Below are 12586 nucleotides of genomic sequence, written 5' to 3' on the forward strand. Positions count from 1 at the left end.
AGGACAAGCTCCGCAAGGTCGGCATGTCCAAGGAACGGCGGGTCGACCCGCAGATCCTCGTCGGGCTCCTGGTCGACGCTGGCGGGTTCCCGCTGGAGGTCCACGCGTTCGAGGGCAACAAGGGCGAGACGACCACCCTGATCCCGGTGCTCGACGCGTTCCGCGTGAGGAACGACTTGACCGATGTTGTGGTCGTCGCCGACGCCGGCATGCTCTCGGCCGCGAACCTGCTCGCGCTCGAGGACGCTGGCCTGTCGTTCATCGTCGGCTCCCGCGTCTCGAGCGCCCCGTACGACCTCGCTGATCAGCTCGCCAACCGGGGCAACTTCTTCGCCGACGGGCAGACCATCGAGACGACCCGGACGATGAAGGTGGGGTCGAAGGCGCGGGAGCGGCGAGTGGTCTGGCAGTACTCAGCCGCGCGGGAACGGCGCGACAACCGCACCTTGAACCTGCAGATCGAACGCGCACAGGCCGTCGCGGACGGGAAGCGGCCGATCAAGAAGGACCGCTTTGTCGCCTTCACCGGCGAGAAACCGGGCGTGAACTGGGACCGCGTCGAGCAGGCGAGGATCGTGATCGGGCTCAAGGGCTACGTCACCAACATCCCGGCCGAGCAGCTCGACGGGCCGAGCGTGGTCGCGGCCTACCACGACCTCTTCCAGGTCGAGAAGTCGTTCCGGATGGCCAAGACCGACCTCCGCGCCCGCCCGATCTTCCACCACAAGCGCGACTCGATCGAAGCGCACCTCACCATCGTGTTCGCCGCCCTCGCGATCGCCCGCGACCTGCAGAACCGCACCGGCATCTCCATCCGGCGCATCGTCCGCGAGCTCAAGCCGCTCCGCGACGTAACGATCAACGCCCTCGGGCACGACCTCACGGCAGCCACGCCGCCGGGCCCCGCAGCCACCGAGATCCTCGACGCCCTCCGCCGGACGAGAATCACGCACTAAATCGGCACGGTTCAGGTCTGGGCGACTTCCGCGAACTCGTGGCGCGCACCGACCCGGCGGGGAAGGTCCACGGCCCCTACCTCGAGCGCGTGCTCGGCCCGGAGCGAAGCGAATCCCCCGGGTGAGGACGTTTTGCGCGTGTGAGGACGGATCGATCCGTCCTCACACGCGCAAAACGTCCTCACACCGGGAAGTAGCCTGGAGCGGATGTCTCTCCAACTCTCCACCGAGGTCGCCGACGCGTTGAACGCGGGCCGCCCGGTCGTCGCGCTCGAGTCCACGATCATCTCCCACGGCCTGCCGCGCCCGCGCAATCACGAGGCGGCGGTCGAGTTCGAGGAGATCCTTCGCGAGCAGGGGGTGACGCCCGCGACGATCGCGATCCTCGACGGGGTGCCGCACGTCGGCCTCGACGCCGACGGCGTGCGCCGCATCGCGGAGGAGGAGATGGCGAAGGCGAGCGTGCGCGACCTGCCGATCGTCGCTGCGGCGGGCATCAGTGCCGCGACGACGGTCGCGTCGACGTCCTACCTCGCCGCGGAAGCCGGCATCCGCGTCTTCGCGACGGGCGGCCTCGGCGGGGTGCACCGCGGAGCCGGGGGCACTCCGACGAGCGCCGCGACGTTCGACGAGTCCGCAGACCTGAGCACCCTCGCGATCACGCCGATCACGGTCGTCTCGGCGGGCGTGAAGAGCGTGCTCGACATCGCGGCGACGCTCGAGCGGCTCGAGACGCTGAGCGTGCCGGTGATCGGCTTCGGCACGAGGGCGTTCCCGAGCTTCTGGCTGCGCGAGAGCGAGTTCGTGCTCGACTGGACGGTCGACTCGGCCGAGGAGGTCGCCGCGGTGATGCGCGCGCAGGACGAGCTCGGCCACGGCCAGGGCATCCTCGTCGCGAACCCCGTGCCGGCCGGCCAGGCCTGGGAGCGCGAGGAGCACGACCGCGTGCTCGCGCAGGCCCTCTCGCTCGCCGCGGAGGCCGGGATCACGGGCAAGGCGGTCACGCCGTTCCTGCTGCTGAAGATCGTCGAGCTGTCGGGCGGACGCAGCCTCGAGGTCAACCTCGACCTCGCCCGCAACAACGTGCGCGTCGCGGGCCGCATCGCGACGGCCTGGGCCGCGCTTGGCTGAGCCCGGCGGGCCCGAGGAGCCCGGGGCGGATGCCGCGACCCCGGAGGAACCCCGATCGCAGGCTGCCCCGCCGCCGCCGCCGACGGTGGTGCCGGCGTCGCGGCGACCCGGGCCCGTCGCTGCCGGCTCCAGCGCGCGCGTGGTCGTGATCGGCGACGTCATCGACGACATCGTGGTCGTGCCCGCGGCGCCCATCCGCCCGGACACCGACACGGTCTCGACGATCCGCTTCGTGCCCGGCGGCTCGGCCGCGAACACGGCGGCGTGGCTGGGAGCGGCGGGCGCATCCGTCGACTTCGTCGGCATCGTCGGCGCGGACGACGTCGAGCGGCACGCGGCGCTGCTCGCGCGCCATGGGGTGCGGGCGCACCTGACGCCGCATCCGTCGCTGCCCACCGGCACGATCGTCGTGCTCGTCGCGGGGGACCGGCGCGCGATGCTCACCGAGCGCGGCGCGAACGCCGACCTCGACCCGGACGCGGTGCCCGACGGCCTGCTCGAGGGCGCCGCGGCGCTGTACCTGACCGGTCACGCTCTCGCCGGCCGAACGGATGCCCGAACCGTGCGCACGCTCGTCTCGCGCGCCCGCGTGGCGGGCCTCGAGGTCGCGGTCGCTCCGGGCTCGGCGGGGCACCTCGCCGACGTCGGCGTCGACGCCTTCCGCACCGCGTTCGAGGGGGCGACGATCCTGTTCGCGAACCTCGACGAGGGTCGCGCCCTGACCGGCGAGACGGAGCCGGATGCGGTGCTCGCCGCGCTCGCTCAGCGGGTCGAGACCGTCGTGCTCACCCTGGGTCGGGACGGAGCGCTCGTCGCAGGTCAGCGCGGATCGGCGCGCATCGCCGCGGAGTCCGCCGACGCGATCGACCCCACGGGGGCCGGCGACGCGTTCGCGGCGGGATTCCTGGCCTCCTGGCTCGCGGGAGCGGATGCCGCTGCCGCGGGCACCGCCGCCGTGCGCCTCGCGGCCCAGAGCGTCGCGACCCCGGGCGGCCGCCCGTCTGGCATTTGATCGCGGTCCGCCGACCGTCACGGTGCCCGTCCGGCCAGTCGCTATGGAGCCTGAGTCGTCGACCCGCTCGGGAGGAAGAATCAGACCACTAGTCGGTGAACGTCGCGGGCCCGCGTGCGCCCTCCCGCTGGTCGAGGAGCGCGTGACGAAGTCGCACGCGTCTCGAGGCCACGGCAGCTCCGTCGGCGCAGGCCGGTTTCGAGGCGCCGGCTCGCTTCGCTCGCGCGCTCCTCAACGAGCGGCAGAGGAGCGACGCATTGTGTCGTGGTGCGCGAGGGCCTCCTTGCGCGATGACGCGAGGTCGACGATCGGCTCGGGGTAGGCATCCGTTCCGAACTCCCGCACCCAGCGACGCACGTGCCGGAGCCCCGGGTCGAACGTCCGCTGCGACCCTCAGGTCGTCGCGCAACCAGACGATCGTGGTGCCGGCATCCCTCCACGGTAGAGACTCGTCGGCCCGCGCCGGCGGGCCTCGGCCTACTCGGGTGGACTGTCGTCGCCGAGCCGCAGCTTGCGGGTGAGGCGGGCGAGCTCGGTGAGCTCGTCATCCGTGAGGGCGGATCCGACGCGGCGCGTGATCGACTCGGCGTGCACGACGGCCGCGCGGCGGAACGCCTGGTAGCCGTGGTCGGTGAGCGCGACGATCGTGCCGCGTCCGTCGCCCGGGTCGCTCTGCTTCGTGACGCATCCGCGCGCGACGAGCCGGTCGACGAGGCGGCTCACGCTCGGCTGGGTGAGCAGCAGGTGCCGGTTGAGATCGCGCAGGCGCAGGCGGCGACCGGGTTGGCGGGCGATGTTGAACAGCACGTCGTAGTCCGTGAACGACAGCCCGTGCAGCGGGAAGTCACCGCTGAGCTCGCGGAGCACGGTGACCTCGGCGCGGAACAGCTCCTCCCAGGTGTCGACGGCGAGCGAGCGATGCGCCGCGTTGCCGCCGCGCTCGTCGTCCGTCACCCCCATGGTCCAACTGTATGCAGACGCACGGATCGGCGGCGCCGACGGATGTCGGATGGGATCGGCGGCACCGTCGCTGCGAGGATGCAGGCATGGCCTGGCCCGTGACCTCCTCCGAGACCGTGTACGAGAATCCGTGGATCCGCGTCGTCGAGGACCGCGTCCTGCGGCCCGACGGCGATGCGGGCGTCTATGGCGTCGTCGAGGTGCGGCAGTCGGCGGTCTTCATCGTGGCGATGACGGATGCCGACGAGGTCGCGCTCGTCGCCGTCGACCGCCACACTGTCGGCATCTCGCTCGAGGTGCCCGCGGGCGGCAGCGACGGCCAGGACGCGCTCGAGGCCGCGCGGCGCGAGCTGCGCGAGGAGACCGGGCTCATCGCCGAGGACTGGCGCGAGGTGGGCCGCATGGACGCGCTCAACGGCATCTGCCGGGCGCCCGAGACGGTGTTCCTCGCGCGGGGGCTGAGCCGCGCCGACGATGCGGCCGAGGGCCGGCACGAGGAGGGCATCACCGACGTGCGGTTCGTGCCGTGGCGCGAGCTCCTGCGCCTGATCGCCGTGGGGGAGATCGCCGACGGCGAGACGATCGCGGCGGTGCTGTTCGCGGCGATCGCCCTGAACCGCGTCGCCTGAGCGCTCAAGCGGGCCGACGCCGCGCGATGGCACGCGACGGTCCGCGGCCGGCGTGTCAGCGACGCGCGCACGGGGACTGCCCGACGTTGCTCGCGTCGGTGTCGTCGAAGGAGCTCGTCGTGCTCGGCGCGTCGTTCCGGCTCGTCGTACTCGATCCGGCCGCGCTGGTCGGGGAGCGGCGGCCTCGCTGGTCGAGGAGCGCGCGACGACGTCGCTCGCGTCTCGAGACCACTACGGATGGTGGGGTGATCGGGTGGTCTCGAGACGCGGCGCTCCCTGCGGTCGCGGCGCTCCTCGACCAGCGGGAGGGCTCCCTGCGGTCGCGGCGCTCCTCGACCAGCGGGGAGGGGGCCTTCGACCAGCGGGAGGTGCCCGTTGCTCGGCAGGGTGGCGCGCGCTCACCGCGAACGGGGAGGCGCGCGCGAGCGGGGCTGCCGCCGCGCGGGGAGCGGCGCGTCAACGGATTGAGGGCCGGTTCCCGAGGCTAGGAACCGGCCCTCTCCCTTGCACCAAGAGTGTCCTGCAATCACATTCCGCTTCGGCTGCCACAGCAAACAACCTCTGCGACATCGAATGTATAACGGCGAGGTAACGGTGCGCTAGTTACCAAAGCGTTATTTTTCTGCGAGTTGCCTGGGCGTGCTCCTCGCGGGTGCTAGCGGCGTCGGCCGGGCCGTCCGGATGCCGGCGGGCAACGGCATCCTGTCCCCCGCGTCCCCGCCCGCGACAGCGGGGCACCTAGGCTGACCGAATGACGACCGATGTGCTGTGGCGAGGTCCGGAGGGCGCTCCGACGCTCGTGCTCGCGCATGGCGCGGGCGGCGCGATGGACTCGGGGTGGATGAACGCGTTCGCGGACGGGATCGCGGGGCACGGCATCCGCACCGCGCGATTCGAGTTCGCGTACATGGCTGCGCGGCGGTCGGGCGATCGCCGCCCGCCGCCCCGGGCGGAGCTCGTGCTCCACGAGTATCGCGCCGCGGTCGCCGACATCGTCGCGGTCGCCGGGGCGCCCGTCGTCATCGGCGGCAAGTCGATGGGCGGCCGCGTCGCAAGCATGGTCGTCGACGACACGGATGCCGCCACCGGCCTCGTCTGCCTCGGCTACCCGTTCCACCCGATCGGCGACCAGGCGAAGGTGCGCACGGCGCACCTGGAGCACCTCGCGACCCCCGCGCTCATCTGCCAGGGCACGCGCGATCCGTTCGGCTCGCGCCAGGACGTCGGCGGGTACGCGCTCGCCGACGGCATCCGCGTGCTCTGGCTCGAGGACGGCGACCACGACCTCACCCCGCGCGCCCGGCTGAGCGGGTTCAGCCGGAGCGAGCATCTCGCGACGGCGATTCGGGCCGTCGCGGAATTCGTGACGGCCCGCGCGGGCTGAACTCCGTGGGCCCGACGTCCACGTCGTCGGGCGGAAGGAGAACCATGACCCGCATCGGAACGAGCGACCTCGACGCGACCCTGCCCCTCGACCTCGGCGGGAACGTGTTCGGCTGGACGGCCGATCGCGACGCCTCGTTCGCCGTGCTCGACGCCTTCGCGGCGGCCGGGGGCACGCTCATCGACACTGCGGACTCGTACTCCGCGTGGGTGCCCGGCCACACCGGGGGCGAGAGCGAGGTGCTCATCGGCGAGTGGATGAACCGCCGCGGCAACCGCGACCGGCTCGTCGTCTCGACCAAGGTGAGCCAGCATCCGGAGTTCCGCGGGCTCGCCGCGGACACCGTGCGCGACGCCGCGGACGCCTCGCTGACCCGGCTCGGCACCGACCGCATCGACCTGTACTTCGCGCACTTCGACGACGAGGACACGCCCCTCGAGGAGACCGTGGAGGCATTCGACGCGCTCGTGCGCGCCGGCAAGGTGCGCTACGTGGGCATCTCGAACTACTCGGCCGATCGCGTCGACCGCTGGCTGCAGCTCTCCGAGGAGAACGGATGGGCGAAGCCGGTGGCCCTGCAGCCGCACTACAACCTGGTGCATCGCGCCACGTTCGAACGGGAGCTCGCGCCCGTGGTCGAGCGCGGCGGGCTCGGCGTGCTGCCGTACTACGGCCTCGCGGCGGGCTTCCTCACCGGCAAGTACCGGTCCGAGGCGGACCTGGGCGCGAGCCCGCGCGGCCGTGGCGCCGCGAGGTACCTCACGGATGCCGGTCTCGCCCTGCTGGGGACGCTCGGCGAGGTGGCCGCCGCGCATGCGGTGGCGCCGGCATCCGTCGCCCTCGCGTGGCTGCGCACGCGTCCGCACGTCGTCGCGCCGATCGCGAGCGCGCGCTCGGCCGAGCAGCTCGGCGCGGTCCTCGCGTCGACCGCGCTCGACCTGGAACCCGCCGAGCTCGCGGCCCTCGACACGGCATCCGCCGCCGTCGAGGAGTAGCGGGTCGGGCCCGAGGGTCGAGGGCTAGAAGACGTCCGGGCTCGGCGCGCTCGCGTAGCGGATCGAGACGTCGGCGTGCCGGTCGAAGCGGTACCCCGCGCCGCGGACGGTGCGCACGATGTCCTCGTACGCGCCGAGCTTCGAGCGCAGGCGACGCACGTGCACGTCGATCGTGCGCTCGTTGGGGATGTCGTCCTCGCCCTCGCCCCAGAGCGACTCGATGATCTCGTGGCGGTCGACCGTGCGGCCCTCGCGGAGCACGAGGAACTGCAGCAGCTCGAACTCCTTGTAGGTGAGCCCGGCGGTCTCGCCGTCGATCACGAGGCGCTTGCGGGAGATGTCGATGACGACGCCGCCGCGCTCGAGCGGCTCGTCCTCGACGCGCTGCTCGGCGGCGCGGCGGCCGGCGAGCGCGGCGGGGTCCTGCAGCGCGAGGCGCACGACGTCGACGTCGCGGCCGCCGGCCCCCACGGGGGCGAGGGCGACGGCGGCGTGCACCTCGGCGGCGGGCACGAGCTGGGCGGTCAGGGCCCGCAGCTGGGCGACGAGCTCGGCGAGGCTCGTGCCGGACTGCAGGGCCTTGAGCTCGTCGACGCCCACGTAGAGGGCGAAGCCGCGGGCCTCGGTGCCGGTGGGCACCGCGCGGAGGCGGGGGGCATCCGTCGTGGGCTTCGGCTCGGGGGCCGGGGCGACGGGGGATGGGAAGGGCGTACGGGTGTCGAGAGTCGCGAGGGACATGGGAGGACTGATCCTTGACTGGCCGCGGTTCGGGCCGTTATCGGGTGAAGGACCTCGTGATGAAGAGGGTGTGATTCCTTCGGGGTGGTGCGTTATCGAGCGAATCCGGTGCTGCCGTCGTCATGAGGACGGTGTCCGGGGGATCCGCGATGGGATCCAGCGAGGTTCGGCCGATCAGGCACACATTCGACAACATGCGACGGCGCTGACCGGCATCATCATGCCGGTCGCTCCACGAACTCCCGAGGGGATCGTGACGCGCGCGTCGATAGTCATAGCGACAACTATCTTCCAGGGATCGCGGTCGTGTCAACCGCCGCGCGGTGGAGCTCTGGGCGACGCGCCAGTCAGCCGACCGTGCCGTAGAGACGGTCGCCCGCGTCGCCGAGGCCCGGCACGATGTAGCCGACCTCGTTGAGCTTCTCGTCGAGCGCGCCGACGACGACGGTGACGTCGAGGCCCGCGGTCGCCTTCTCGACCGCCGCCACGCCCTCGGGGGCGGCGATGAGGCAGATCGCCGTGACGTCGCTCGCCCCGCGGTCGACGAGGAACTGGATCGCCGCGGACAGCGAGCCGCCGGTCGCGAGCATGGGGTCGAGCACGAAGCACTGGCGGCCGGTGAGGTCGTCGGGCAGGCGCTCCGCGTAGGTCGTGGGCTGCAGGGTCTCCTCGTTGCGCGCCATGCCGAGGAAGCCGACCTCGGCGGTCGGCACCAGGGCCACGAATCCGTCGAGCATGCCGAGCCCGGCGCGCAGGATCGGCACCACGAGCGGCTTCGGATCGGCGATCGCGAGTCCCGTCGTCGTGGTCACCGGGGTGACGACCTCGACCTCGACGGTGCGCACGTTGCGGGTCGCCTCGTACGCGAGCAGCGTCACGAGCTCGCGGGCCAACTCGCGGAACGTCGGCGACGGGGTCGCCCGGTCGCGCAGCACCGAGAGCTTGTGGGTGACGAGCGGGTGGTCGGCGACGTGCAGGCGCATAGGCTCAGGCTACCCATCTGAACGGCCCGGGAGGACTCGTGGACGACTACGCGTCCTGGATGCGGCTCGCACTCGCCGAGGCGCGCGCGGCGCTCGCGACGGGTGACGTGCCGATCGGGGCGATCGTGGTCGGCGCGGACGGCACGGTGCTCGGGCGCGGTCGCAACGAGCGCGAGGCGCACCGGGACCCGACCGCGCACGCGGAGATCGTGGCGCTGCGGGAGGCCGCGGCATCCGTCGGCGACTGGCGTCTCACGGATGCCACGCTCGTCGTGACACTGGAGCCGTGCGTGATGTGCGCGGGCGCGATCGTGAACGCGCGGGTGCCGCGCGTCGTGCTCGGCGCCTGGGACCCGAAGGCGGGCGGCGCGGGCGGCGTCTACGACGTGCTGCGCGACGGCCGCCTCAACCACACCGCCGAGGTCGTCGGCGGTGTGCTCGAGGCGGAGTGCGCGGCCGTGCTGCGCGAGTTCTTCGGCGAGCGGCGCTGAGGCGAGCGGCGCTGAGGCGAGCGGCGCTGAGGCGGGCGGCGCTGAGGCGAGCCGCGCTGAAGCGATTGGCGCTGAGGCGACGCGACGCCGAGCTCAGTTGGCGATCGAGATGATGCCGCGTTCGCTCGTCGGGTCCTCCAGGGCGTCGAGGAGGGCGGCGGCCAGGTCGGCGCGCGTGACGCGGAAGCCGCCGGACACGTTGCGGCCGCGCGCCGCCCGGTAGCCGCGGGCCGGGGCGTCGGTCAGCTGGGGCGGGCGCACGAGGGTCCAGCGCGTGTCGCTCGCCTGCACGATCGCATCCGTCGCCGCGATGTCGCGGAACGCGCCGCCGAGGAAGAGCGTGACGATGGGCTTGATGACGCGCGCGAGCAGCCACGAATCGCCCTCGGTGAAGGGCCCCGACGCGCTCACCACGAGAAGCCGGTCGACGGATGCCTCGCGCATCGCCGCGAGCGTCGCGGGGATCGTGCGCGCCATGACGCCCTCGGGCTCGCCCTTCACGGGGCCGACGCACCAGATCACGGCGTCGGCGTCGGCGAACGCGGCCGCGAGCGCGGCCGGGTCGGCGGCATCCGCGATCGCGATGGACGTGCTCGGTGCGCTCAGCCGGGCGGCGTTCCGCACGACGGCGACGGTGGCGATCCCGCGCGCTGCGGCTGCGGTGAGCACCGCGGTCCCGGTGCGTCCGCTGGCTCCGACGATGGCGATGGACATGGCTTCTCCTTGGGGTGGGTGAGTATTCACTAACCCTGCACAGGATAGAGTGAGCGGACACTCACCTGTCAAGTCCACGGAGAGAAACGGATGCCGACCCCCGCCCCGAACGCCGCCTCGCCGACGCGCGAGCGCATCCTCGACGCCGCCGCCACCGTGCTGCGCGAGCGCGGCGTCGCCCACGTCACGACGAAGGAGATCGCGCGCGCCGCCGGCTGCTCCGAGGCGCTGCTGTACAAGCACTTCTCCGACAAGCAGGCGCTCTTCATGGCCGTGCTGCGCGAACGCGCCGGCGGTGCGCTCGACCTCGGCGAGGACCCGGGCACGGGCGAGGTGCGCGACAACCTCATCGACACGGTCGAGGGCCTGCTCGCGTTCTATGTCGTGAGCTTCCCGATGTCGGCGTCGATCTTCTCGTCGCACGCGCTCCTGACGGCGTGGCGGGAGCAGATGACGACCCGGGGCGCCGGGCCGCGCTCGCCGCTGCGCGCCCTCGAGGCCTACCTCGACGCCGAGATCGAGCTCGGCCGCCTCGAGCGCTCGACGGACTCCTTCGCGGTCGCGAGCCTGCTCTGCGGGGCCGCGTTCCAGCACGCGTTCCTCGCCTGCTTCGACGGGCTGACCGCGGTGCCGGGCGCTCGGGGCCTCGCCGAGCGGCTCGTGGACTCCACGCTCGAGCTGTAGCGGCATCCGTCACGCCGCGCCGGCTCACCCGCGGCGCCCCGGCGGGCGCTCAGTCCGCGGCACGGATGACGATGGCATCCGTCGCGAGGGTGTCGTGCTGCTCGATGTAGACGTCGGGCTCGAGGTAGATGACGCGGGCGACCGGCACGGCGGCACGGATCGCGGCCTCGACCTCGTCGATCGACAGCGCGATGTCGGTGAGCGTCGTGGCGCGGCCGAAGGCGACCTTGGCGCCGACGAGCAGCTCGTCGGGTCCGAGGTAGAGCGTCTTCATGTGGATGAGCGCCTCGACCGCCGGGTGGGCGTTGATCGCGTCGCGGATGCGCTCCGTGTCGGCCGCCGACGCGCCCTCGCCGACGAGCAGGCTCTTCGTCTCGATGCCGAGCACGATCGCGACGAGCACGAGCAGCGCGCCGATCGCGAGCGTGCCGATCGCGTCGAACGCGCTGTTGCCCGTCACGACCGTGAGGCCGACGCCGAGCAGCGCGAGCACGAGGCCGATGAGCGCCGCGAAGTCCTCGAGCAGCACGACCGGCAGCTCGGGCGCCTTCGCGCGGCGGATGAAGGTCAGCACGCTCTGCGAGCCGCGGGCGGGCGCAGACTCCTTGAGCGCCGTGCGGAACGAGAAGCCCTCGAGCCCGATCGCGATGACGAGCACGACGACGGGCAGCCACCAGGTCTCGAGCTCGTGCGGATGCTCGAGCTTGTCGACGCCCTCGTAGATCGAGAACACGCCGCCGATCGAGAACAGGATGATCGAGACGACGAACGCGTACACGTAGCGCTCGCGTCCGTGCCCGAACGGATGCTCCGCATCCGCCGCCTTCTTCGCCCGCCGGCCGCCGATCAGCAGCAGGAACTGGTTGCCGGTGTCGGCGAGCGAGTGCACGCCCTCGGCGAGCATCGAGCTCGACCCGGAGAACGCGAACGCGACGAACTTGGTGAGCGCGATGCCGAGGTTCGCGCCGAGCGCCGCGATGATCGCCCTCGTGCCGCCCTCGGTGCTCATGCGTGCCGCCACTCGGTGCTCATGGGCCCGATTCTAGGATGGGCGCGTGCCCGTGACCCCTCCCGCCATCGTCCTCCCGCGGATAGCCCTGCTCGGTGCCGGCTCGATGGGCGGCGCGATCCTCTCCGGCCTGCTGCAGCCCGGCGTGACGATCGAGGGCGGCGTGCACGTCACGAACCGCAGCGCCGAGAAGGCCGCGGGCATCACGGGCGAGGGCGTCACGTCCTACGCGCTGGTCTCGACGCCGTCGGCGAACCTCGACGCCGTGCGCGGCGCGCGCATCGTGCTCGTCGGGGTGAAGCCCGCGATGGTGCCCGACCTGCTGCGCGAGATCGCGCCGGCGCTCGAGACGGATGCCGTGGTCGTCTCCGTCGCGGCGGGCGTCACCGTCGCGACGATGGAGGCGATCGTGCCCGGATCGGTGCTGCGCGCGATGCCCAACACGCCATCCGTCGTCGGTCGCGGCGTGACCGGGATCGCCGCGGGCACCCGTTCGACCGCCGACGATCTCGCGCTCGCCGTCGCGCTGTTCGGCACTGTCGGCGACGTGCTCGTCGTGCCGGAGGAGAAGATCGACGCGCTCTCGACGGTGTCGGGATCCGGGCCCGCGTACGTGTTCCTCCTCATCGAGCAGCTCACGCGCACGGCGATCGACCTGGGCTTCACGCCGGACGAGGCGGCGACGATGGTGAACGGCACGTTCCGTGGCGCGAGCGAGCTGCTCGCGGCATCCGACGTCGGCCCCGCGGAGCTGCGACGCCGGGTCACGAGCCCGAACGGCACCACCGAGCGCGCGATCGCCGTGCTCGAGGGCGCCGGGCTCGAGGACCTGTTCGACCGGGCGACCGCCGCGGCGCTGGCCCGTGCGCGGGAGCTCGCCGCCGGCTAGGTCCTCGGGGC

Annotated in this window: 14 protein-coding genes; 9 read left to right on the forward strand and 5 right to left on the reverse strand. The window is 72.6% G+C overall.

Annotated elements, in window-relative coordinates; translation table 11 throughout:
• From QT381_RS05015 to QT381_RS05025, 3 genes are all read left to right on the forward strand, one after another.
• On the forward strand, positions 1–956 hold a 956-nt coding region (locus tag QT381_RS05015), incomplete at its 5' end, for an IS1634 family transposase (protein WP_289247638.1).
• A 207-nt stretch (positions 957–1163) separates the two neighbouring features.
• Positions 1164–2087, forward strand: a complete 924-nt coding sequence (locus tag QT381_RS05020) for a pseudouridine-5'-phosphate glycosidase (protein WP_289247639.1) — start codon at positions 1164–1166, stop codon at positions 2085–2087.
• 139 nt (positions 2088–2226) lie between these two features.
• Positions 2227–3099: a carbohydrate kinase family protein gene (locus QT381_RS05025; RefSeq protein ID WP_289247640.1), complete on the forward strand. Its 873-nt coding sequence runs from the start codon at positions 2227–2229 to the stop codon at positions 3097–3099.
• A 477-nt stretch (positions 3100–3576) separates the two neighbouring features.
• On the opposite strand, the gene QT381_RS05030 is transcribed toward QT381_RS05025, so the two are convergent.
• Positions 3577–4059: a MarR family winged helix-turn-helix transcriptional regulator gene (locus QT381_RS05030; RefSeq protein WP_289247641.1), complete on the reverse strand. Its 483-nt coding sequence runs from the start codon at positions 4057–4059 to the stop codon at positions 3577–3579.
• 86 nt (positions 4060–4145) lie between these two features.
• On the opposite strand from QT381_RS05030, the gene QT381_RS05035 reads away from it, so the two are divergent.
• The 3 genes from QT381_RS05035 (at position 4146) to QT381_RS05045 (ending at position 7067) form a co-directional block, all read left to right on the forward strand.
• Positions 4146–4688: an NUDIX domain-containing protein gene (locus QT381_RS05035; protein ID WP_289247642.1), complete on the forward strand. Its 543-nt coding sequence runs from the start codon at positions 4146–4148 to the stop codon at positions 4686–4688.
• A 751-nt stretch (positions 4689–5439) separates the two neighbouring features.
• A complete protein-coding gene (locus QT381_RS05040; protein WP_289247643.1) occupies positions 5440–6072 on the forward strand; it encodes an alpha/beta family hydrolase in 633 nt (210 codons plus the stop codon).
• A gap of 44 nt (positions 6073–6116) precedes the next feature.
• Positions 6117–7067, forward strand: coding sequence for an aldo/keto reductase (locus tag QT381_RS05045; RefSeq protein WP_289247644.1), 951 nt, complete (start codon positions 6117–6119; stop codon positions 7065–7067).
• 24 nt (positions 7068–7091) lie between these two features.
• Here the strand turns inward: QT381_RS05045 and QT381_RS05050 are convergent, their stop codons facing one another.
• On the reverse strand, positions 7092–7805 hold the full coding sequence (locus tag QT381_RS05050) for a winged helix-turn-helix domain-containing protein (protein ID WP_289247645.1): 714 nt from the start codon (positions 7803–7805) through the stop codon (positions 7092–7094).
• 347 nt (positions 7806–8152) lie between these two features.
• Entirely contained in the window at positions 8153–8788 is a 636-nt protein-coding gene (gene upp / locus QT381_RS05055; protein WP_289247646.1) for a uracil phosphoribosyltransferase, read from the reverse strand.
• Between the two features lie 59 nt (positions 8789–8847).
• Between upp and tadA the strand changes: the two genes are divergently transcribed.
• Positions 8848–9279 carry a tRNA adenosine(34) deaminase TadA gene (gene tadA, locus QT381_RS05060; RefSeq protein WP_289247839.1) on the forward strand — a complete coding sequence of 144 codons (432 nt, stop codon included), beginning with the start codon at positions 8848–8850 and terminating at the stop codon, positions 9277–9279.
• A gap of 93 nt (positions 9280–9372) precedes the next feature.
• On the opposite strand, the gene QT381_RS05065 is transcribed toward tadA, so the two are convergent.
• On the reverse strand, positions 9373–9993 hold the full coding sequence (locus QT381_RS05065; protein WP_289247647.1) for an NAD(P)-dependent oxidoreductase: 621 nt from the start codon (positions 9991–9993) through the stop codon (positions 9373–9375).
• Between the two features lie 90 nt (positions 9994–10083).
• Between QT381_RS05065 and QT381_RS05070 the strand changes: the two genes are divergently transcribed.
• A complete protein-coding gene (locus QT381_RS05070; protein WP_289247648.1) occupies positions 10084–10677 on the forward strand; it encodes a TetR/AcrR family transcriptional regulator in 594 nt (197 codons plus the stop codon).
• Between the two features lie 49 nt (positions 10678–10726).
• Here QT381_RS05070 and QT381_RS05075 read toward each other — a convergent pair whose 3' ends face one another.
• Positions 10727–11686, reverse strand: a complete 960-nt coding sequence (locus QT381_RS05075; protein ID WP_289247649.1) for a cation diffusion facilitator family transporter — start codon at positions 11684–11686, stop codon at positions 10727–10729.
• A 46-nt stretch (positions 11687–11732) separates the two neighbouring features.
• Between QT381_RS05075 and proC the strand changes: the two genes are divergently transcribed.
• Positions 11733–12575, forward strand: a complete 843-nt coding sequence (gene proC / locus QT381_RS05080) for a pyrroline-5-carboxylate reductase (protein WP_289247650.1) — start codon at positions 11733–11735, stop codon at positions 12573–12575.
• Positions 12576–12586 lie beyond the last annotated feature (11 nt).

The organism is Galbitalea sp. SE-J8 (genome assembly GCF_030345695.1).
Taxonomy (GTDB): domain Bacteria; phylum Actinomycetota; class Actinomycetes; order Actinomycetales; family Microbacteriaceae; genus JAUASV01.

Bases quoted from the DNA above. Each gene is read 5' to 3' on its own strand.
- QT381_RS05045 (WP_289247644.1), top strand. From the start codon at position 6,117: ATGACCCGCATCGGAACGAGCGACCTCGACGCGACCCTGCCCCTCGAC.
- QT381_RS05035 (WP_289247642.1), top strand. From the start codon at position 4,146: ATGGCCTGGCCCGTGACCTCCTCCGAGACCGTGTACGAGAATCCGTGG.
- QT381_RS05050 (WP_289247645.1), bottom strand. From the start codon at position 7,805: ATGTCCCTCGCGACTCTCGACACCCGTACGCCCTTCCCATCCCCCGTC.
- upp (WP_289247646.1), bottom strand. From the start codon at position 8,788: ATGCGCCTGCACGTCGCCGACCACCCGCTCGTCACCCACAAGCTCTCG.
- tadA (WP_289247839.1), top strand. From the start codon at position 8,848: ATGCGGCTCGCACTCGCCGAGGCGCGCGCGGCGCTCGCGACGGGTGAC.
- QT381_RS05020 (WP_289247639.1), top strand. From the start codon at position 1,164: ATGTCTCTCCAACTCTCCACCGAGGTCGCCGACGCGTTGAACGCGGGC.
- QT381_RS05065 (WP_289247647.1), bottom strand. From the start codon at position 9,993: ATGTCCATCGCCATCGTCGGAGCCAGCGGACGCACCGGGACCGCGGTG.
- QT381_RS05030 (WP_289247641.1), bottom strand. From the start codon at position 4,059: ATGGGGGTGACGGACGACGAGCGCGGCGGCAACGCGGCGCATCGCTCG.
- QT381_RS05070 (WP_289247648.1), top strand. From the start codon at position 10,084: ATGCCGACCCCCGCCCCGAACGCCGCCTCGCCGACGCGCGAGCGCATC.
- QT381_RS05075 (WP_289247649.1), bottom strand. From the start codon at position 11,686: ATGAGCACCGAGGGCGGCACGAGGGCGATCATCGCGGCGCTCGGCGCG.
- QT381_RS05040 (WP_289247643.1), top strand. From the start codon at position 5,440: ATGACGACCGATGTGCTGTGGCGAGGTCCGGAGGGCGCTCCGACGCTC.